Origin of the sequence: Guptibacillus algicola (assembly GCF_020171805.1) — a bacterium.
In the GTDB taxonomy this organism is placed as follows: domain Bacteria; phylum Bacillota; class Bacilli; order Bacillales; family Guptibacillaceae; genus Guptibacillus; species Guptibacillus algicola.
On record NZ_JAIVAF010000003.1, the window covers coordinates 688,727 to 708,263 of the forward strand.

General features: G+C 39.1%; 23 protein-coding genes. 16 read left to right on the forward strand and 7 right to left on the reverse strand.

Features of this window, described 5'->3' with window-relative positions; translation table 11 throughout:
- Nucleotides 1–105: 105 nt before the first annotated feature.
- Nucleotides 106–903 carry a UTP--glucose-1-phosphate uridylyltransferase gene (locus LCM09_RS11130; RefSeq protein ID WP_224881579.1) on the forward strand — a complete coding sequence of 266 codons (798 nt, stop codon included), beginning with the start codon at nt 106–108 and terminating at the stop codon, nt 901–903.
- A gap of 98 nt (nt 904–1,001) precedes the next feature.
- On the opposite strand, the gene LCM09_RS11135 is transcribed toward LCM09_RS11130, so the two are convergent.
- Nucleotides 1,002–1,328: a hypothetical protein gene (locus LCM09_RS11135; RefSeq protein ID WP_224881580.1), complete on the reverse strand. Its 327-nt coding sequence runs from the start codon at nt 1,326–1,328 to the stop codon at nt 1,002–1,004.
- A 252-nt stretch (nt 1,329–1,580) separates the two neighbouring features.
- Between LCM09_RS11135 and LCM09_RS11140 the strand changes: the two genes are divergently transcribed.
- From LCM09_RS11140 to LCM09_RS11185, 10 genes are all read left to right on the forward strand, one after another.
- The gene (locus LCM09_RS11140; protein ID WP_224881582.1) at nt 1,581–1,805 is read left to right on the forward strand and encodes a hypothetical protein; all 225 of its coding nucleotides are present in this window, start codon (nt 1,581–1,583) and stop codon (nt 1,803–1,805) included.
- Between the two features lie 69 nt (nt 1,806–1,874).
- The gene (locus tag LCM09_RS11145) at nt 1,875–2,813 is read left to right on the forward strand and encodes a glycosyltransferase family protein (protein ID WP_224881583.1); all 939 of its coding nucleotides are present in this window, start codon (nt 1,875–1,877) and stop codon (nt 2,811–2,813) included.
- Between the two features lie 218 nt (nt 2,814–3,031).
- Entirely contained in the window at nt 3,032–4,129 is a 1,098-nt protein-coding gene (gene wecB, locus LCM09_RS11150) for a non-hydrolyzing UDP-N-acetylglucosamine 2-epimerase (RefSeq protein WP_224881585.1), read from the forward strand.
- Complete coding sequence (locus LCM09_RS11155; RefSeq protein WP_224882963.1) at nt 4,116–5,105, forward strand: polysaccharide biosynthesis protein; 990 nt, start codon at nt 4,116–4,118, stop codon at nt 5,103–5,105. The genes wecB and LCM09_RS11155 overlap by 14 nt, the downstream gene beginning before the upstream one ends.
- Nucleotides 5,102–5,926, forward strand: a complete 825-nt coding sequence (locus LCM09_RS11160; protein ID WP_224881587.1) for a dTDP-4-dehydrorhamnose reductase family protein — start codon at nt 5,102–5,104, stop codon at nt 5,924–5,926. Before LCM09_RS11155 ends, LCM09_RS11160 begins: the two co-directional genes overlap by 4 nt.
- Nucleotides 5,923–6,825, forward strand: a complete 903-nt coding sequence (locus LCM09_RS11165; RefSeq protein ID WP_224881589.1) for an NAD-dependent epimerase/dehydratase family protein — start codon at nt 5,923–5,925, stop codon at nt 6,823–6,825. The genes LCM09_RS11160 and LCM09_RS11165 overlap by 4 nt, the downstream gene beginning before the upstream one ends.
- 52 nt (nt 6,826–6,877) lie before the next feature.
- Complete coding sequence (locus tag LCM09_RS11170; RefSeq protein ID WP_224881591.1) at nt 6,878–7,651, forward strand: sulfotransferase domain-containing protein; 774 nt, start codon at nt 6,878–6,880, stop codon at nt 7,649–7,651.
- Between the two features lie 126 nt (nt 7,652–7,777).
- Entirely contained in the window at nt 7,778–8,536 is a 759-nt protein-coding gene (locus LCM09_RS11175) for a glycosyltransferase (protein ID WP_224881593.1), read from the forward strand.
- A 22-nt stretch (nt 8,537–8,558) separates the two neighbouring features.
- A complete protein-coding gene (locus tag LCM09_RS11180; protein WP_224881595.1) occupies nt 8,559–9,773 on the forward strand; it encodes a glycosyltransferase family 2 protein in 1,215 nt (404 codons plus the stop codon).
- A gap of 78 nt (nt 9,774–9,851) precedes the next feature.
- Nucleotides 9,852–10,829 (forward strand): glycosyltransferase, encoded by a 978-nt coding sequence (locus LCM09_RS11185; protein ID WP_224881597.1) that lies wholly within the window; start codon nt 9,852–9,854, stop codon nt 10,827–10,829.
- 30 nt (nt 10,830–10,859) lie between these two features.
- On the opposite strand, the gene LCM09_RS11190 is transcribed toward LCM09_RS11185, so the two are convergent.
- Nucleotides 10,860–11,600, reverse strand: coding sequence for a sulfotransferase domain-containing protein (locus LCM09_RS11190; protein ID WP_224882964.1), 741 nt, complete (start codon nt 11,598–11,600; stop codon nt 10,860–10,862).
- Nucleotides 11,601–11,802: 202 nt separating this feature from the next.
- Here LCM09_RS11190 and LCM09_RS11195 point away from each other — a divergent pair, with 202 nt between their 5' ends.
- Complete coding sequence (locus LCM09_RS11195) at nt 11,803–12,525, forward strand: glycosyltransferase (RefSeq protein ID WP_224881599.1); 723 nt, start codon at nt 11,803–11,805, stop codon at nt 12,523–12,525.
- Nucleotides 12,526–12,583: 58 nt separating this feature from the next.
- Nucleotides 12,584–13,831 carry an SLC13 family permease gene (locus LCM09_RS11200; protein ID WP_224881600.1) on the forward strand — a complete coding sequence of 416 codons (1,248 nt, stop codon included), beginning with the start codon at nt 12,584–12,586 and terminating at the stop codon, nt 13,829–13,831.
- Nucleotides 13,832–13,869: 38 nt separating this feature from the next.
- Here the strand turns inward: LCM09_RS11200 and LCM09_RS20795 are convergent, their stop codons facing one another.
- On the reverse strand, nt 13,870–14,001 hold the full coding sequence (locus LCM09_RS20795; RefSeq protein ID WP_263622914.1) for a hypothetical protein: 132 nt from the start codon (nt 13,999–14,001) through the stop codon (nt 13,870–13,872).
- A gap of 77 nt (nt 14,002–14,078) precedes the next feature.
- Nucleotides 14,079–14,903: a hypothetical protein gene (locus LCM09_RS11205; protein WP_224881602.1), complete on the reverse strand. Its 825-nt coding sequence runs from the start codon at nt 14,901–14,903 to the stop codon at nt 14,079–14,081.
- Nucleotides 14,904–15,032: 129 nt separating this feature from the next.
- Here LCM09_RS11205 and LCM09_RS11210 point away from each other — a divergent pair, with 129 nt between their 5' ends.
- The 3 genes from LCM09_RS11210 to LCM09_RS11220 all read left to right on the forward strand — a co-directional run bounded on the left by LCM09_RS11210 (nt 15,033) and on the right by LCM09_RS11220 (nt 17,683).
- Complete coding sequence (locus LCM09_RS11210; RefSeq protein ID WP_224881604.1) at nt 15,033–16,232, forward strand: BMQ_0737 family morphogenetic spore coat protein; 1,200 nt, start codon at nt 15,033–15,035, stop codon at nt 16,230–16,232.
- 95 nt (nt 16,233–16,327) lie between these two features.
- Entirely contained in the window at nt 16,328–17,329 is a 1,002-nt protein-coding gene (locus tag LCM09_RS11215) for a hypothetical protein (RefSeq protein ID WP_224881606.1), read from the forward strand.
- A gap of 90 nt (nt 17,330–17,419) precedes the next feature.
- A complete protein-coding gene (locus LCM09_RS11220) occupies nt 17,420–17,683 on the forward strand; it encodes a hypothetical protein (RefSeq protein WP_224881608.1) in 264 nt (87 codons plus the stop codon).
- A 32-nt stretch (nt 17,684–17,715) separates the two neighbouring features.
- On the opposite strand, the gene LCM09_RS11225 is transcribed toward LCM09_RS11220, so the two are convergent.
- From LCM09_RS11225 to LCM09_RS11235, 3 genes are all read right to left on the reverse strand, one after another.
- Nucleotides 17,716–18,396, reverse strand: a complete 681-nt coding sequence (locus LCM09_RS11225; protein WP_224881610.1) for a DUF421 domain-containing protein — start codon at nt 18,394–18,396, stop codon at nt 17,716–17,718.
- A 123-nt stretch (nt 18,397–18,519) separates the two neighbouring features.
- Complete coding sequence (locus LCM09_RS11230) at nt 18,520–18,942, reverse strand: GNAT family N-acetyltransferase (protein ID WP_224881611.1); 423 nt, start codon at nt 18,940–18,942, stop codon at nt 18,520–18,522.
- Nucleotides 18,942–19,457: a YjcG family protein gene (locus LCM09_RS11235; protein WP_224881613.1), complete on the reverse strand. Its 516-nt coding sequence runs from the start codon at nt 19,455–19,457 to the stop codon at nt 18,942–18,944. The genes LCM09_RS11230 and LCM09_RS11235 overlap by 1 nt, the downstream gene beginning before the upstream one ends.
- Nucleotides 19,458–19,537 lie beyond the last annotated feature (80 nt).

Consider the following 19,537-nt stretch of genomic DNA (forward strand, 5'->3'; position numbering starts at 1 on the left):
GGCATCCATCCTGTCTGCTCTTCGCCTGTTTTTCCGTAGACAAGTTACTGCGACTTTTATATTGAATAAGGTATTAAATAGATAATCAGGGGAAGGGGAGCACGTATGATAAAGAAAGCAGTGATTCCTGCAGCTGGGTATGGTACAAGGAGCCTACCCATCACAAAAGTGATACCAAAAGAGATGTTCCCGATCTGCGGCAAGCCAGCGATTCATTATGTTGTAGAAGAGGCTGTTGCTTCAGGTATAGAAGAGATTCTGATCGTCATCTCGCGAACGAAAAACCTCATTATGGATTACTTTGACCACTCTTTAGAACTTGAAGCATTTCTCGAACGAGTGAACAAAACCCATTTATTAAAGAAGACACAGGTTCCGAACGTCCATATCCAATACGTACGACAGTCTCATGCGAAGGGGCTAGGTGATGCCATCTCGCTTGCAAAGCCGTTTACAGGGGACGAACCGTTTGCAGTTCTGTTACCTGATGACATTTTCTTAGGGACACCAGCACTATCAGAATTGATCGAGGTGTATAAGAAAAACAAAGCAAATGTGATTGCAGTGAAAGAAGTGGCGGATGAGTATCTAAAGGATTACGGAGTCATAGAAGGAAAGCTAAAGTCAGACGGAGTGTATGATATTACGGATATTGTTGAAAAACCCACATCAAATCCGCCTTCAAACCTTGCCGTTACAGGACGTTATGTATTTACGAGCAGTATCTATCAAAAGTTAAATCAATTACATCCTGGTACAGGAGGAGAAATTCAATTAACAGATGCGATTCGTGACGTCTTGGGGAGCGAGAAGTGTCTTGCGAGAGTTTCATCTGGAAAGCGGTTTGATATTGGGAAAGAAGAAGAGTACATCAAGTTGATTCAGTCGATCCATCAACCGTAAGCAAAATGAAAAGCTTCTAACAGTTGGAGGCTTTTTTACTTATCTTCGCAAGAAAAAAGGCTGCTTTTCAGCAACCTTCATCGATGAAGAAAGATCTATTATTCTGACACGCGGGAAATACCAGCAAGCGTGCTACAGTCGATGATAGCTGTTCTAGGGTTTCCATTTACATCAGTATATCGGAACCTTGCACAACAGCTGTTCGATTCCATCCCCATAAAAGTAAATGGTGTTGGATCGTATTCACCACTCATATACATATACCCTGTTTGACCTTTGGGTAATAGGTAAACTACAGTCATATTATCTTCCCAAATATCGCAGTTGTTTCCGTTAGCCATGCGTTGCAATACATTACATACACAGCCTTTACAATTTGATGTTGGGCTCTTGCCACAACACGTATCGTCAAAAAGACTTCTCATATATTTTCCTCCTTCTCAAAAGATCAACCTGACTTTTTTTTCAGGCTTACCATAATGTATTAGAATCCGGTACAAAGTGTATGAGCAATACAACCATTTTTTTACAAAATAGTTATCTAACTTCTAAATTTGATAGATTATTTAAATTATTTTTAGAAAAAATGATATTTGTCCAAACAACCAATTTTTGGATACATATTTATATTAAAGTAGGTTGTAAAACCTAGAATTTATTTTGAGAGGGGTTATGGTATGCGCACATTGAATGCGAAATTATTCCAGCTAAAGAAAAGCAACACAGTGATTCAGATGGTTTATGTTGCAAATACTCAAGAGATTGATGGATCACCAGATCTAGCGGGTGTTACGATTAAAGAAATCGGTTCAAACTATGTCGTGTTTACACCAGCAGGAGCTTCAGGACAGGCTAATGAAATGCTTGTTTGTACTGATCAAATTCTATCGATCGAACTATAATTTCTTTTTTGTAAGGTTTCACATTTGTGAAACCTTTTTTATATTGTGCTCTTAAGGAAGGTGTGAATCATGCAGCAGAAGCGAACAATTTTATTTATAACGAAAGATCTATCAAAACATGTTGAGCGAAGCAGTTTTTATTTGATCAGAGAGCTACAAAAGCGATCGAACGTGATTCTCTGGCATGATCATGGTCTATTACCCGAAATTCTCATGAAACTACAAGTTAAGCCTGACTTTATTTTATTGAATGATTATCATCCTACTTATTGCCCGCATATCAGAGATCTAGATAAAACAAACATCCCAGTCGGCATCTTCATGCATGATCTCCATTACAAGAAAATGAGACGAAAACGGTTGATAGAAAAAAATCATGTTTCTGTGATATTTGCCCACTATCGAGATGCCTTCATAAAATGGTATCCAGAGTTTCAAGATCGTCTCGTATGGCTACCTCACCATGTTGAGACATCGATATTCAAGGATTATCAGTTAGAAAAGAGCATGGACTACTTGATGATGGGGGCGTTATTTTCTGACGTGTATCCATTTCGAACCTTTACTTATAACAAATTGAATTCATTAAGAAATTTTCACTATCATAAACACCCAGGATATAAGCAAATAGGAAGAGGGAGTATAACAGGGGATGCTTACGCGAAAGAATTGAATCGTACGAAAATGTTTTTTACATGTGATTCGATCTATCACTATCCTGTTTTAAAATATTTCGAAGCGCCAGCTTGTAACACACTACTATTAGCTTCTTCTTCTAAGGAATTGACGGACCTCGGGTTTGTGGACGGTGAAACCTTTGTCTCGATCGATGAACGAAACGTGATGCAAAAAGCAGCGTATTATCTAAAACATGAAGAAGAACGTCTTAGGATTGCTAGAGCGGGTTTTCAAATGGTCCACAAGAATCATTCAACCTCAAAAAGGGCAGATGAATTGTTACGACACATAGAAAAAGTTATAACAGATCAAGAAAAGACGCGAAGGTAGAATTTGCCTGGCGTCTTATTTATTTGATAGGGAACCGACAATCCAAAAAGTAAACGAGTGTGGGCTACATGAACAAGTCTGAAATTCACTTAAGGAATAATCAGGAATTATAATTCCGTTTTTTAACAAATATAGTGTGCTAACCATATCAAACTGTTAATTACTTACATAACCTATCAGTAAGCTGTCCTAGAAATGTAGCAGGAGGGGAACGAACGATGAAAATTATTACAGTTTTAGGTACTAGACCTGAAATTATACGGTTGAGTTTAATTATAAAGAAACTCGATCTTCTGGCAGATAAGCACGTACTTATCCATACAGGGCAAAATTTCACTAAAACCCTCAGCAGCATCTTTTTTAAGGAGCTCGGTATTAGAGATCCTGATTATATGTTATTCAATCAGCAACAATCGCTAGGAGAACAGCTCGCGACGATGTATCGAGAGCTTGAAATCATATTCAAAAAAGAAATGCCTGATAAAGTTTTGGTGTTAGGTGATACAAACAGTGCGTTAAGCGCCATTTTAGCAGAGCGAATGGGAATTCCGGTCGTGCATATGGAAGCCGGTAATCGCTGCTTTGATTGGTCTGTACCTGAAGAGAAAAACCGTCGAGTGATCGATGCGATCTCAACGTTTAATCTTCCTTACACGCCTCAGAGTAAAGAAAACCTTCTTCGGGAAGGCATAGCAACGAATCGGGTTTACGTCTCAGGTAATCCAATCAATGAGGTGTTGAGATACAATCGCGAAAAAATCACGGAAAGTATGATCCTGAAGGATCTTAAGTTGAAAGAACGGGATTATTTTCTCATAACGGCTCATCGAGCAGAAAACGTTGACAACGATGAAAATCTAAAAGAGATCTTACAAGGAATGAATCAAGTCGCAGAAACACATGGTAAACGAATGATCTGCAGTGTTCACCCGCGTACAAGGTCTCGTTTAGCACATTTGAAAGGAATCGAGTTACATCCTCTCATTGAATTTCATGAGCCGTTCGGATTCTTTGACTTCGTAAAGCTTGAACAAAACGCAAAATGTGTGTTGACAGATAGTGGTACGGTCCAAGAAGAGTGTTGTTTGTTTCATGTACCTACCGTTACGATTCGAAAAACGACAGAACGACCAGAAACCGTTGCGTGCGGAAGCAACATTGTTTCAGGCTTACATGCAACTAATATTCTGCGCGCGGTTAACGTGATGATCAGTCAACCTTCTGAATGGGATCTTCCTGAAGGATATGGAGACGTTGCAGTTTCAGATAAAGTGGTGAAATTTTTAATGGGAGGGCTACATGTTGTTCCACAATAAAACGATATTGGTAACTGGGGGAACTGGATCATGGGGAAATGAACTTGTTAAGCAACTGCTCGAAAAACAACCGAGTGAAATAAGGGTTTTCTCGAGAAATGAGTCCAGTCAAGTAGCGATGAAACGAGCGTTTCATCAAGAGCAAAAGTTGAAATTCATTATTGGAGATATTAAAGAAAAAGACGGGTTGATCGAAGCAACGAAGGGTGTAGACTTTGTTTTTCACCTTGCTGCACTTAAGCACGTTCCTGTCTGTGAAGATCAACCTTTAGAAGCGATGAAAACAAATGTCATCGGCACTCAAAATGTGATCGATGCAGCCATTCTAAATAATGTTGAGAAAGTGATTTATATTTCAACGGATAAAGCAGCAAACCCTTCGAATTTCTATGGATTTACGAAGGCGATGGGAGAAAGACTGATTATACATGCTAACGTACTTAAGTCCAATACAACGTTCGTATGTGTTCGCGGTGGGAACGTTCTAGGTACTAATGGGAGCGTTATTCATGTGTTTAAGAATCAGATTGAAGAGCGAGGAAAAATTGGAATTACTGATATGAGAATGACACGATTCTTCTTAACGCTAGAAGATGCTATCAAACTTCTCTTCAAAGCGACCTATGAAAGCAAGGGCGGAGAGATTTTCGTCATGAAGATGCCTACTTGTAAAATCGTAGATCTTGCCGACGTATTGATCGAAGCATCTGGTAAGCCTAACGTTGAGGTTGAAGTATTAGGGATACGACCAGGAGAAAAGTTGCACGAGCTCTTATTTTCAGAGTATGAAAGTCAAAGTACCGTTTACTATGACAAAGAGTATTTTGTTATTCTTCCATCCATAACGGTAGACGGGCTTCAGGAATATTACGCTACCTTCAAGCAAGTTGAATTAGAAAACTACAATTCTAGTGAAAACTTAATGTCGAAAGATGAATTGAAGAAGCTGCTTCAAAAAGGTGGATTCATTTCATGAAATTACTTGTCTTAGGTGGAAAAGGAATGGCCGGACATATGATCGTAGATTACTTCCGGCAAAAAGACGGATGGAATGTTTCCTATACTTGCCGAGACAAAGGTAGTCATGAAGGAATTTATTTAGATGTATTGATACCTAGTCAGGTGGAAGAGTTGATCGATTACCAAAAGCCAGACGTCGTCATCAATGCGATAGGCATGTTGAATCAACATGCTGAGTTAAACAAAACAGAAGCATTTCAAGTGAATAGTTTGCTACCTCATCAGCTTGCGAAGTTAACGAAGAGGTACGGAGGAAAGCTTGTTCACATAAGTACAGATTGTGTCTTTTCTGGAGAAAAAGGTGACTACACTGAGGCAGATTCGAAGGATGGAACGTCTGTGTACGCAAAGACGAAAGCGATGGGTGAGGTAGTTGATGACAGCGCCTTAACCATCCGCACTTCGATTGTAGGACCAGAACTCAAGGATGATGGAATCGGCCTATTGTTATGGTTTATGAAACAAAAAGGAGAAATAAAAGGCTTTAAGAACATGATGTGGAACGGCGTTACAACACTTGAACTTGCGAAAGCAATCGACCTTTTGCTTCAAAATAATGTAACTGGACTTTATCACCTTTGTGTTGATAAAAAGATATCGAAATATGAACTTCTTCACTTGTTTAAGAAAACGTTCCATAAGAAAGACGTTGACATCATTCCAGATGAAGCTGTTGTGTTAGATCGAACAATCGTGAATACAAGAAAGGACTTCATTTACTCGCCACCAAGTTATATGACGATGATAAAAGAACTTAAGGATTGGATGGAAAGATGAGTGATGAGGTTTCCATTCTTATTACTGGGGCTGCTGGTTTTACAGGACAAGAAGCATGTCGACATTTTCGAAAAAAGGGATGGAACGTTAAGGCCGTTGTTCGAGAAACAAGTTTTGTTTCTGAAGGCATTCATATTATTCAATGTGATCTAACGGATCGAAAAGCTGTCGAACGTTTGATGAAAATGGAGAAGCCGACCTTTCTTCTTCATCTTGCAGGAGTGAATTCTGTCCAATTGTCATGGAAAGATCCAGTGACAACGATGGAAGCGAATCTACTCTCGACGGTGTATCTATTAGATTCTGTCCGAACGTCTTCCCCTTCTACGAAAATAGTGTTGGTTGGCTCTGCCCTTCAATATGATCCGGAGCTTAAAGAAAAGCCTCACCATCCTTATGCGCTTAGTAAAACAATGCAAATACAGGTCGCTCGTCACTGGGCAGATCTATTCAACCTAGAAATAGTGCTTGCTAAACCAACAAATTTAATTGGACCAGGACCATCATCTGGGATATGTGCATTGCTCGCGAAACATGTTGTAGAGATGGAACGAAATAAGAAAACAGCTAAATTTACAATCACGAACTTCGCTCTGAAAAGGGACTTTCTTGATGTTCGAGATGCTGTAGGGGCATACGAGACACTATTCTTGTTTGGTGAAAGAAACCGAACATACGATATCGCTACAGGAAGACTTGTAACGATTCGAGCTATTGTTGATGAAATGCAGTCGTTAACGAGCGTAACAAATTTTGTGAATGACAAAAAGAGTGTAGGAATGGAGGTAATGAAACCTATCGATGTTTCTGAATTAAGAAAACTTGGTTGGTTACCGAATTACTCCCTTCATCAAAGTCTGAATGATACGCTAGAATACTATCGCTGCCAAAATCAATAACGTATCACTGAGTACTTTTGGTACTTTTAATACGAGAAAGAGAGGAACGGCTTTGTCAAAATCAAACGAATTACATCCCTTCATTATGATTTCAATTCCAAAGAGTGGTACACATTTATTAAAGCAAATTTTACTCGGAATACCCGGGATGAAACATCACCCAGATAAAGGGATGTTTGGTCCCTTTAGCAATCAACCAAAGCTTCAGCTTTCGAGAACAGAGAACCTCGAAAAGAATGAGTTTGTAAATGGACATTTGTTTTGTTCAGATGAATGGGACGCGTTTTTTTCTAAATTAAATATGAAAAAAATATTTGTGATGAGAGACCCACGTGACGTTGTTGTTTCTTACGCGTATTTTATTCCCACGTTACCAATCCATCCTCTTTATGAAACATTCACACAAGAAGGGTTTACACATCGAGATCGGATCAAGTTCTTGATAAAGGGTGGCGAGCCGATCACTCCTAATAAACCATATCAGCCGAATGTAGAAGATTGGTATACCAGTTTTTCGGAGTGGAAGAATCGTCCCAATGTATTTACGATTCGTTTTGAAGATTTAATTTCTTCAGAACGTAGCAGAATCATTGTTTTACATCAATTAGTTAAATTTCTTTGGGGAGAAAACCCCGTTCCAACATCTCGTTCTTGGATGGTCGGAAACATGATAAAAAACATTGACCCTGATACATCCCCTACGTTCAGAAAAGGTGCGATAGGTGGCTGGCAAGAAGAGTTTGATCTTGAACTAAAAGAGCTGTTCAAAAAAGAGAGTGGCAATCTATTACAATCACTTGGATATGAAAAAAATTCAAAATGGTAATCAGAAACGGCCCTTGTAGACAAGTGCCGTTTTTGCTTATTAAAGGAAAAATACAGGTGTTCACCTAGTCGGACAATCAATCGCATCATAGGATAGTAATAGTTAAGCTTGCTGCAATAATTTAACGTGAGAAGAGGCTTGAAGACATTGAACGATAGTCCAAAAGTAAGTATTATCATACCATTCTATAATTGTGCTTACGTTAATCAGGCTATTGAAAGTGCATTGAATCAGACATATAAAAACATAGAAACCATTGTTGTAGATGACGGATCTTCGATGCATAAGGAGCTCATCGCCCCATATTTCCCATTTATTAAGTATGTTTACAAGAATAACGGTGGAACCGCTACTGCACTTAACCGTGGTATCGGACTAGCGACTGGAGAGCTGATCGCATGGTTAAGTTCAGATGATCTTTTCTTCCCTGAAAAAATAGCTAAACAAGTCTCGTATATGAAGCGAACGAGTGCTGACCTCGTATATACGAACTATAGTTTAATCGATGGAAATAATGTGGTGTTCAGAGAGTCCGTCGGAACAAGGTTACGAACTCGATTGGCTTTCTTAAAACATATACAGAATAGCTGTCCCATTAATGGAAGTACTGTAATGGTGAAGAAAGAAATGTTCAGGAAATCAGGACCTTTTAATCCAAAGCTAAAATACACACAGGATTACGATATGTGGATTCGAATGGCAAGGCATGCCCGTATTAAGAGTATGGACGAAGCGCTCCTTTACTATCGAAAGCATGAGAAAATGGGATCAGCACTCTTTAGTGATGAACAACTGATTGAAATTGATGCTTTAAAAAAACGATATAAAAATGAGCTCGATAAACTGATTCTAAAAGAACAAAATAGAAGCATCATAGACCAATGATGCTGAAGTGGGAGGTGAAACTATGGTTGAAAATAGAAAGGGTAAGAAAGAATATGAGGTTAGCGTCATCATCCCAACTTATAATAAATTCCCTCAGAATTTATTTACTCTCATCTCTTTACAGAACCAAATCTTTGATTTGACAAAAGTAGAAGTGCTCTTGATCGATGATGGTTCAACTGATGAAACACGCCAAATTATAAACCATCATTCTTTTTCATTTGATCTTAAGTATATGGATTGTGGTCGGAATATTGGGAGAGCAGCTGCAAGAAATAAAGGGGTGATGGAAGCGAAAGGGAAGATTCTTATTTTTCTTGACGCAGAAATCATGGTTAAACCCAATTTCCTAAAGATTCATTACGACTATCATAAGCGCTATGAAAATGCAGTTGTAACTGGGATTCTTTTTATTAAACGACTTTACTCTGTATTATTTAAGGATTTTTCAGATCATCAGATTGAAGAGTGCTATGAACTATCAAAATCGAGTCCTAGTCTAAAGGAAAAGCTTCAGGACTTTCAACGATCTAAAGGTAGAAAAGCAATAATCAGTATAACTGATATCTACACACAATCCTACCAAACTCTGGCCTTACCAACTAAGTACGAAGCCCACTACCAAGGGATCATAATAGATAACTATGGCTATAAATTAACAAACTATCGGATTCCATGGCAGCTCTTCGGAACTGGACATGTCTCAGTATCAAAAGAGGCAATCGAGAGGGTTGGACTGTTCGCTGAGTATCCAGGATACGGATGGGACGATTGTGAAATGGGGTACCGCTTGTATAAGGATGGGGCACAATACCTTACTGATCCAAGGTTAATCAGCTATCACCAAGAACACCCCGTTTCTGCCCTTAATAAAGACGAATCGAAGAGCAATTATTACCGGTTTCAAGAAACGTACCGATCAGTGGACTGCATGATTATTAGCCTTACCTTCTTACCAGTCCCATTCAATCTACATGAAGTCAATCAAATATTGATCAATTATCATAAGCTATGTGAAGGGTATTCTAATGATTTCACAGTAACAAAAAGAGTATTCAGTGAAATGTTACGAGAGATCGGTAAGAAAGCCTCCAATAAAGAAGCTTTGAAAGATTTGATACCAAAAGATTTGAGTGAAGAACAAATTAATAAATTGCATAAAGAACTTGCATTAATCCGTGAGAAAAAAGAGTTTGCGTTGTTTCTAGAGTGTTTTGATCGATTGGAGAAGCTGTAAGAAAAATAAGATGAAAGGAACAATGCTATGAAAATCACGTTTGCTGCAATAACCCTCTGTAAGGGTGGAGCACAAAGGATGTTAGTTGAACTAGCGAATGGTTTAGCGAACAAAGGGCATCAGGTGACTTTCGTTATGCCTCCTGGCGGCGTAATTGAATACCCGAATAAAGTCCAGGTTATTCGAACTCCACAAGCTCAGATTAAAGCAGAAGACTTTCCAGTTAGTGATATCATCGTTTCAAACTTTTATACGTTAACAAATGTATGTCATCAGGCTAGTCTAGCGGGAAAAGGTGCCCATGTTCGAATAAGTCTATGCTATGAACCTGTTTTTCTAGATGATCATGAAGCGTCTTTTAAAAGCTATCACATTAGTAAGAACCTTATTGTACTCTCAAACTGGCAGAAACAACTTATCAAACTTAATCACGGGATTGAAGGGAATATTGTACCTGTTGGGGTCAGTGAGGTTTTCAAAAATATGAACATACGAAAGGATAATAAACAAGTAGAGGTGAGCTGTATGCTTCGAATACCAGAAGGGGGTTATTCTTGGCATAGAGAACAAGAATATCTTATCAGTGTACTCACAAAGTTGAAACAGACTTATCCTACTATAAACGTCAACTTGATTACACCACCTTCAGAACTTCGCTCATCAAAGTGGCTTAGGCAAGTACATGGGAATCCATTGTTTCAATCGTTAACGCCTCAAACAGACCAGCAGCTTAATTTATTTTTAAATCGGTCAGATATTTTCGTGAGCTCATCTACGTACGATACTGCTTCATTACCGGGTCTAGAAGCGATGAAGTGTGGTGCCGCTCTTGCAACAGTGTATTCTGGGGGGAATATGGACTATTGCCGTAGTGGGGAAAACTGTTTGCTTTCCTATCGCCATGAAAACAAACTTTATCAAGATGTTACGACTTTGATTCAGCAACCAAAATTTCGAAACAACCTCATGCTCCAAGGAGAAAAAGAAGCTGCGAAATGGACTTGGGCTCGTAGTGTAAATCATTTCGAAAAAGCACTCACTTCCTTTATAAAATAAATAAAAGGGGGACAGTTCCCCCATTCACTATTACCATTCATTATCTTTTTCGTAACCTAATTGAATTAACAGATCTCCTCCAACTGCCTTAAAAGCCTCTTTCACCTCTTTATCAAACTCCTGCTTCCAATTTCCTGCTTGCCCTTTTCTAAACGTAGCCGATTTTTTCGGATCTACATTTGCTTGCATTTGTTCTACACGAGTATTGATAAGGTTTGAATTCGATTCTAGCTGAAAGAAGTTCACGATCCTCTCTAGCTGCTGTTGCTGAGATTCAGGTGATTCAACTAAGGATTCGTATGAGACTGGAAGAACGTTCGGTTCATTTTTCCATCCAAGAAACTTGTTGTACCAAACTGCAATGTTTGGTCTTCTGACGGTTTCTGAATCGACGCCATTAATGAATAGTAAACATCTTTCTTTAATCGATAGGTTGTTTTCCAAGAAGAATCGACGGTATGGATGGTCGGGAAACCTCATGAAAAAGTAGCAGTACGAGACAATGATATCTCTTGGGTCTCTATATAAGAAAAGTTGTTTCAGTTGTAATTCGTTAAAAAGCGCTACGTACTCTTTGGAGTGGAAGATGTGCCCATTAGCAAACGAATTCTGTTGTAGTGAGGATAACGTCTTTTTATGATCCTGGAGCTGATCTAAGTGTCCTGGATAGATGAAAGCATGATGGGTAAGGGAAGGGTGCCCTTCTAATAGTTGTTTCATTAAGTGTGTTCCGCTTTTGGCAATTGAGTTTGCAAAAAAAGGCGTGATCATGTTGTTAGTCAACTTAATAGTCCTCTCTGCATGAAGTCTAAGAATCTCTTACCTTCATTTTATGCGTTAATTAAAATTTGTTCTCTAATGAAGGTGGTAACTTAGTGTTTTGCACAAATTCCTAATGATAGAGGAATGTCCAATACAAAATGTAAGTGGTTGCATATTTTAATATGAATAATAAAATCCGGGGGGGAGATCGGTGGAAAAGGTTTCAATCATCATTCCGTTTTACAACTGTGCATACGTTGGTGAGGCAATTCAAAGTGCCCTTAATCAAACCTATCCAAACATAGAAATCATTGTTGTGAATGACGGATCGATTAAACACAAAGAGAGAGTTACCCCATATTTACAATCGATCACATATATAGAAAAGCAAAATGGAGGAACGGCAAGCGCTTTGAACGCAGGAATCAGCAGAGCGACAGGAACCTATTTTTGTTGGCTAAGCTCAGATGATAGTTTTGAGCCGGATAAAGTAGAAAAACAAGTTGCGTTCATGAAAGAAACGGGTGCGTCTATAAGCTACTCATCTTATGTCCTCATGGATCATAAAAGTACTGTTATCACTGGTCCGCTCGGGGTTCACTTTCCAAATCGAGTATTGTTTTATAGGAAGATAAAAATGAACTGCCCCATTAACGGATGTACAGTCATGATCAAAATGTCCATATTTCGTAAAGTTGGACTTTTCGATGAAACGCTTCCCTTCACGCATGATTATGATTTGTGGTTAAGAATCGTGCAGCATTATGATTTCTATTTTCTAAATCAGCCACTCGTACGCTACCGTGTACACGATGAGATGGGAACAAAGAAAAATGCAACGGCAATAAGAAAAGAAATTCTAGATGTTCGAAGAAGACACATTCGTAATATTAATAGGAAAATTATTGAAGAGATAAAAGGAATACGACGGTAGAAGGTCCGTAGAAAAAGCTAGATTTGAACAGGAGAGTGTGGAAGTTGCGATCATGACCATGTATGGATTCATTACGGTTAGCATCATTATCATTATGTTTATCGTATTGATGCGCGAGTGGGTTAGAGCTCATGTAGCATTTATCTCAGCCGTCATCATACTTCTTCTGATTGGTGTAATTTCTCCTTTAGAAGCCTTATCCGGATTTTTGAATCAGAGCGTAATCACAGTTGGAGCATTATTCGTAATTATTTCGGCCATTCAGAAGACTAGCGTTATACCTTTTTTAACTAGTAAGTTTACGAAAACAACGAACAATGGATCAAGTAATAACCTGAAGCTTATGGCAATCGTATCAGGCATGTCTGGCTTCTTGAACAATATTCCACTAGTACTTTTATTCTCGCCAATAATAAGGAAGTGGGCAATTGCAAATAAGTTTCATCCCTCAAAATACTTGATCCCCGTTTCTTATGCTGCTATTTTGGGTGGAATGTGTACGCTTATTGGTACGTCAACAAACCTATTGGTTCATTCTATGCTCGTGCAAAATGGCTATGAAGGGTTTACAATGTTTGAACTTGCGCTTGTAGGTATTCCAAGCACTACTTTAGTCATTCTCTATATGAGCCTTTATGGATATAAGGTTTTGCCTGAAATTCCTTATGAAGAAATCGCTTACCCTCATAACCCTACAAAGAAATTAACGGTGTCGAAAAGAGAACTCATTATTTATTTTTCATTCTTTATCATGTTGCTATGTGTCAGTATGCAGTGGGTTTCAATGGCAAATGGAGCTCTTGTTACGTGCCTCGCCTTTCTTTTACTTAAAGTAGTCACGATAAAAGAAGCATTTAGGTCTATACCTTGGTCACTACTTGCCATCATCGGCTCTGCTCTAGGGATCGCTGTAGCACTTGAGAAATCAGGTGCAGCGCATGCAATTACAAACACATTTATTCTACCATTAAGTGCATTTGGTCCATTTCCGCTTTTAGTAGCAATATATATCGTTGCATCGGTCATTACCGAGGTGATCACAAACAACGCAGCAGCAGCTCTTGTGTTTCCTATTGCACTGTATACGACTGTACAACTAGGGTTCAATGTGGAACCTTACGCAGTTGCTATCGCGATTGCAGCATCTGCAAGCTTTTTGACTCCTTTTGGTTATCAGACGAATTTAATCGTCTACGAAGCAGGAAAGTATCGGTTTATCGATTTCGTGAGAGCAGGGTTACCAGTGAAGATCATCGTCATGTGTACGACGCTTTATTTGATCCCGATCTTTTGGCCACTCATGTAAAAGCCACCTCCAACATATTGGTAGGTGGCTTTTATACGTTATCTATTCGGTTTCCATGTCACTCTCCCACATGATTTACAGCCTGATTTCTTTGGTGCTGGTGGTTGAGACTTTCCACGAGGGCGGCGTTTTGCTTTATTAAATAAATCCTGTACATCTTTCTTTAACATGTATAAATCCTCCTATTGAAAATGCGATCGATGTTTTAGTCTAGTTTATTCAAATAGGAAGGACTGGGTATAGGCATTTACCGCTTTTTTTGAAACGGATTTATAATGGAGCGCCGATTTTCCCTGTTTTGAAATTTAAATGGATTAAATGTTTGGGTTTGTTGATTTGCCTTTGCGTTTTTGAAAGGCTCAATCTGATGATGTAAAACAGGCTCTTCTTGAATGAGGGGCTTCTTTTTATCCTCTTTATTCATTGTAGGTTTCGATGGGGTAGAGGTAGTTAGTTCCGGTGGCAAATCCGGCCAGTCTGTTTCAGATTCTTGTAATTGAAACTGTGCAAAATTCTTATTTAAAGGAAGGAGCACTTTTCTGACGATCGTTTGATAATCCCGAAAGCTTATATCAACGGGGCGAAATTCATCTCTATGAAACGATTGGATGATCGCATAGCTTAGCCATTCTGCAGCATGTTTTGGCACATATGGTTGAAATCGAAACGCGAGTGAAGAGCTAATCGTTGGAAGCCAGAAACGCTTGTGCAGTTGCTCTTGAACATTGGTCGTCATCATTTGGAGAGGCTTCAAATAGTAATTCATGTTATTGACTCTAAGTGCAATCGGATAAGAGCTACCGTTTCGCACTGAAACGGTTATGGTTAAGTCACACGTTTCATCTGTACGTTGCTTCAAGCGCACTCCAGTATGAGCTAGGCTTTTTGATAGTGTTTCAAATAAATCGTTCGAGCAGTGGACGTTGACTAGTTTATGTTCCAGAGCGCCTGTTATCACTTTTGTGTTTGGTTCGATCGAAAGGCCAAAGTATGGTAAAAGGATGCTGAGGTGTTTTCTTTCTTCATTAGTCAATGTCGCTATAGCTCTACTTTTCCAATAGAGTCGTTCCATAAACACACTCCTTCTACGGATTTGTATTCTAAGCTGTCGTTCATGATTGCGACTTAATAAAAAATTGGGCAGCCTTTACTGTTGCATTTCTCTCCTAATTCCATAATATGTAGTGAATCAACCTATAATGTGAAGAAAGGAATGAACTATATGGGTCACAAGCCTAATTCGAACCGATCCATTCCTACTGCAACAAACAGTTTGCAAGATGAATGTATCCGCGTTCAAAAAGTTTACGACTGGGTAACGGACCAACTGATGGTATCAAAGAATATTGAATTCTCTGATGATCAGTTAGAACAGATAGAGTCTGCAATGGAAGATCCTAGTCGACGTCCACTTAGGATCGTTGCACAAACGCCTGAGGCGCCACCATTATTCTCGCTATCAGATAGCGACCACTGTGAGGAGTTTCTTTGCGAACAGGTTGGAGAGAAACGAGATGTGAACGTCGTATTACCTGGTGGAGGTTATGCGGATGCACAACTCGTCGACTTACTCTTCACCACTGACGTTAAAGTAAAGGTAGTCGACCGTTTTGGTCAAACGGTTACTGAAGTGAGCTGTAACGCGTCGGTACTTGAATCTTTCGTTCTATGTTATCCGGACGGAACACACCTTTATTGCAACATTAGCAAAATCATAGCTCGCATTCCGTCTGGTACAGTGTTGCTAAATTGTCCTGTTCCACAATCATTTGATCTTGAAGTCATTTTCTGTGTGGATATTCAGGTAGAAGCAGATGTTATGCTAGAAGTTCTTGCTAAGTTCTGTTCACCACGCAATAATGACTTGTTAGCTCCTGAAGACGTTGACGAGTGGTGCCCACCGATTACGTTCCCAGAGCAATGTCCAGATATCTTCCCAAGACCAAGCTGCGACTGTACTGTAGCAGGTGAAGCTAGTGGATCAACAAGTAATCCGGATTATGAAGGAACCATGTCGATGAAGTTAAACATTTGCCCAGATTGTAGCATGACAGGAAGCCATATGTCTCTTACATTTAATGATGCCAACATGGAAGATGGCACGACGGACTTTTCTTTTACAGCAGAATCATTTGATCAAGATTCTCTAGTGTGCGTTCCATGTGGGGACGATGGTGTGAAGTTCATGATCAACGGTAGTGGAAGAATGAAGAACGGTATCAGATGTGAATTTAAGCTAGCTGTTGTCGATACGGACCAAGGAAACGAATTCGAAGTACACTTGTATGACCGTAGAGGAGAAACTGTATACAACTCGGGCGTTGTTGAAGCAGAAACTGGCGGCTTAACGATCGACAACTGTATTAATTTCGATGACATAAAGTACAAGAAGCATCACTAAGATAGAACGATGAGAAGGGTGAGAGAGATCTCGCCCTTTTTGTTATGAACAGGGGTCACAAGTTCATACATATAATAGTGAGGGGAGTGAGCTAAGTGAAACAGGATGAAAAGTTAAGCTACTCTAGACTAATTACTAGAACAAAATACTTTCAAGAAAAATCATTAGAACTTGAAAAAGAGCTGATATTTGTAAGAGATCATCTACAAATGGTCGAAACAAAAATGGAAGAATTACAATACGAAAATAATGCGAAAGGAAAGTCTATTGAAGCATCTCAAGTAAGGATGGAAGAATTAGAAAAAGAGTTAACTGAAGCTCAACAAAAAATCAAGACGTTAGATGATGAACGCAGCCGTCTAACGGTTGAACTTGAAAAGGCCAAAAAAGAGATCGAGATGAAACAGAAAACTTCAAACGATCTAAAGGTGAAGTTTGAAGCTCTCGAAAAAAGATACCAGGGTGCTGTTTCAGAAGGAAGAATCAAAAATTACGAACAGCTTCTCACAACGATGCAGAATGACATAAATGAAAAAGAACTTCAGATTCAGCTGTTTAAGGCGAAGGTAAAAGATTACGAAAAGCGAATGAAATATCGAAGTAAGAGCAATGAAGGTAGCGTTAGCCAACCGACTGAAAGTACGGAAAAGCTAAAGTCCTTAGCATATTTCAACTATTCTATAATCGTACAAGATAAGAAATCATTCATTATTCGTGGAGATCTTCAAATCACGAACAGTGGAAGTACAATGCTGAAAAACCCTGTTGTTTGTTTTCGTTTCCGTCCCGCTGAAACTGCAATCATCAAAGGCCAAATTTTAACCGTTGAGCAAGCGGAGACGAGAGGGGCAACGAGCGGAACACAATGGACGTTTATGGACAGTGACTGGATGTCAAAAGCAAGAGATCGAGGAGAAATATGGGTCTCACCACTTGGTGATGTATCCATTAAACCAGGGGATAATATGGGAATCGAGAACTTTCAAATTCCATTCAAATCAACTATACATGAGCCGTTTATTGTCGAAGGATTCGTGTATTTCTACGAACAAGATTATAAAATCAAAACGTCCAATCAAATTGCCATCAGTTATTAATGTGTGATTGTTTGTTAGCCCACTCTCAATATCTTGTAGTTGCATACGATAGCAGTGTATGGCGACAACGAGAGAAGAGGGGGGCAAGATATGTCTAAGAAGAAAAAAAGAAAGCCGCAAGTGATCCATGTCAAAAAAGTAATCATTAAAGCTGATGAGGTAATCATTGAAGATCATGGTAAGAAGCATAGAGATGAAGAACCTGAAAGAAGAGATCCATGGGGGTTCTTCGGCAGTAAATCTTCTGATGGGAATCCTGACGAAGTTGAAAGTGATGATAAGGAAAAGAAGGATGAAAACGAAGCTTCTGAAGAAGAGAATGATAGACCTGAAGGAGGCTTTTCATGGTTTTAAGAGCAGATCTTTATCTGCTCTTTTCTTATGTATTAGTGGTCCATAGGGTGTAGAAAAACTCCTTCATCTTGCTTCCACTCAAGGATGAGGACTTCTTCAGGATGATCGATACGATGCTCTTTAAGTACTTTATAGAGCCATTCATCGTTAAAGCCGGCTTCTTTTAAATTCCCCCAGTCCACTTTGCCATCAGAAATAAAGGTAATGGAAAGATGTTCCTTAAAGGGGCGAAGGTCAAAATCTTCCCTGTTCGGCTGTGAATATTCTGATTTTTGAAGAACGCTAATGCTTCCATTCGTTTCGAGGATAGCGAATTCTACCTCCCTTAATGAAAAGATCCCTTTTTGTCTAAGGAGGTTTTGAAGCTGATTAAGGTCTAATTTATTTTTCTTTAGGTTAGTACGATTAATTCTTCCATGATGGATAACGATGGATGGACTTCCTTCCAACAGCTTTCTAGTTCCTCTGAATTTCTGGGTGATCCATTCAATTACGTAAATAAGTGTTCCCCATAGGAAGACAGTGTATAGAATCGTGAAATAAGTAATGTCTTTATCATAAATAGCGTTTCCAACTAACTCACCAAGGACGAGGGAGGAAATAAAGTCAAATGGTGTGATCTGAGTAATTTGTGTCTTTCCAAGCATTTTTGTTAATACAAGAAGTGCAAGAAATCCAACGAATAGCTCAATGAAAATAGATCCATATTCCATTTCTTCCTTTCCCTTCGTTCATATGACATCTTTCTTATCATGTACGAATGGTTAGCAAATTACCCTTATTAACGGACCCAAACTATAAAAGACCACAAAAAAGACACTGGTCATGGACCAGTGTCATAGTTTCTTTATCATGGTTACGTGAGGGATTCCAGCATCCATAAATTCCGATGACGTAATTTCATATCCTAATGATTTATAAAAATCGATTGCAGACACCTGAGAGTTAAGCTTTAGTCCACTCACTCCTTTTTTGCCAGCCTGTTTTTCGATTTCATTCATTAGGAGTTTGCCGATCCCTGTTCCTCTGTAGTCTTTGAGCACGCATATGCGTTCTAACTTTGCAAAGCCGTCGACTATTCTGTAGCGACCTGCAGCGATAGGCTTTTGTTGATCATATGCTACAAAATGAGTCGCTTCGTCCTCATGTTGATCGATTTCGAGATCTTCAGGAACTTTTTGCTCGTGCACGAACACCCGATGTCTTACTTTGAATGCATCTTCTTGCTCGTTCTGTGTTTCAACTGCTTTGATCAGCATTAGCGAACTTTACCAAGGTGGAATGTTTCATAAACTGTCCACGAACCATTTTCTAACTGATAAAGAAGTTGAAAGCGGTCGATTTTTTCTTCCTCATCAACATCCATCATACGAAGGCTACCGTATACGTCTGAATGTTCATCGTCAGAAAGCTTTTGAGCGATAGTAATATGTGGAACGAACTTGTAATCGCGGTCACTTCTTACTTCCTCTGGGTTAAGCTGGCGATATAGATCATCTAGCACTTCATTTTCTTTCACCTTCATATAGATTACGTTATTTACCGGATGAAATGATCCGATTTTATAAACGTTCATCGTAAAAGGTTTTGATTCGTCAGAGATTCTGTGAAGCTCTGGTGTAATCTTGTCGATCTCTTCCTGAGTCGCTTCAAATGCCTCTCTGATCGTCAGATGTGGCGGGATAAGAGCGTAGTGTGGATCGTAACGTTTTCTGTAGGAGTTAGCGATATCTTGTAGTTTTTTTGACGGGAATATTGCAATGCCGTATTTCATGTTATAATCCCTCCCATAAAATTTGCTCTGGACGTGACTTATTCATTTCCACTGTTAATTATACCAAAAATTCAAAAATA

Bases quoted from the DNA above. Each gene is read 5' to 3' on its own strand.
- LCM09_RS11205 (WP_224881602.1), bottom strand. From the start codon at position 14,903: ATGGAACGACTCTATTGGAAAAGTAGAGCTATAGCGACATTGACTAAT.
- LCM09_RS11140 (WP_224881582.1), top strand. From the start codon at position 1,581: ATGCGCACATTGAATGCGAAATTATTCCAGCTAAAGAAAAGCAACACA.
- LCM09_RS11185 (WP_224881597.1), top strand. From the start codon at position 9,852: ATGTTAGTTGAACTAGCGAATGGTTTAGCGAACAAAGGGCATCAGGTG.
- wecB (WP_224881585.1), top strand. From the start codon at position 3,032: ATGAAAATTATTACAGTTTTAGGTACTAGACCTGAAATTATACGGTTG.
- LCM09_RS11180 (WP_224881595.1), top strand. From the start codon at position 8,559: ATGGTTGAAAATAGAAAGGGTAAGAAAGAATATGAGGTTAGCGTCATC.
- LCM09_RS11145 (WP_224881583.1), top strand. From the start codon at position 1,875: ATGCAGCAGAAGCGAACAATTTTATTTATAACGAAAGATCTATCAAAA.
- LCM09_RS11165 (WP_224881589.1), top strand. From the start codon at position 5,923: ATGAGTGATGAGGTTTCCATTCTTATTACTGGGGCTGCTGGTTTTACA.
- LCM09_RS11200 (WP_224881600.1), top strand. From the start codon at position 12,584: ATGTATGGATTCATTACGGTTAGCATCATTATCATTATGTTTATCGTA.
- LCM09_RS20795 (WP_263622914.1), bottom strand. From the start codon at position 14,001: ATGTTAAAGAAAGATGTACAGGATTTATTTAATAAAGCAAAACGCCGC.
- LCM09_RS11190 (WP_224882964.1), bottom strand. From the start codon at position 11,600: ATGATCACGCCTTTTTTTGCAAACTCAATTGCCAAAAGCGGAACACAC.
- LCM09_RS11160 (WP_224881587.1), top strand. From the start codon at position 5,102: ATGAAATTACTTGTCTTAGGTGGAAAAGGAATGGCCGGACATATGATC.
- LCM09_RS11135 (WP_224881580.1), bottom strand. From the start codon at position 1,328: ATGAGAAGTCTTTTTGACGATACGTGTTGTGGCAAGAGCCCAACATCA.
- LCM09_RS11130 (WP_224881579.1), top strand. From the start codon at position 106: ATGATAAAGAAAGCAGTGATTCCTGCAGCTGGGTATGGTACAAGGAGC.
- LCM09_RS11220 (WP_224881608.1), top strand. From the start codon at position 17,420: ATGTCTAAGAAGAAAAAAAGAAAGCCGCAAGTGATCCATGTCAAAAAA.
- LCM09_RS11225 (WP_224881610.1), bottom strand. From the start codon at position 18,396: ATGGAATATGGATCTATTTTCATTGAGCTATTCGTTGGATTTCTTGCA.
- LCM09_RS11235 (WP_224881613.1), bottom strand. From the start codon at position 19,457: ATGAAATACGGCATTGCAATATTCCCGTCAAAAAAACTACAAGATATC.
- LCM09_RS11230 (WP_224881611.1), bottom strand. From the start codon at position 18,942: ATGCTGATCAAAGCAGTTGAAACACAGAACGAGCAAGAAGATGCATTC.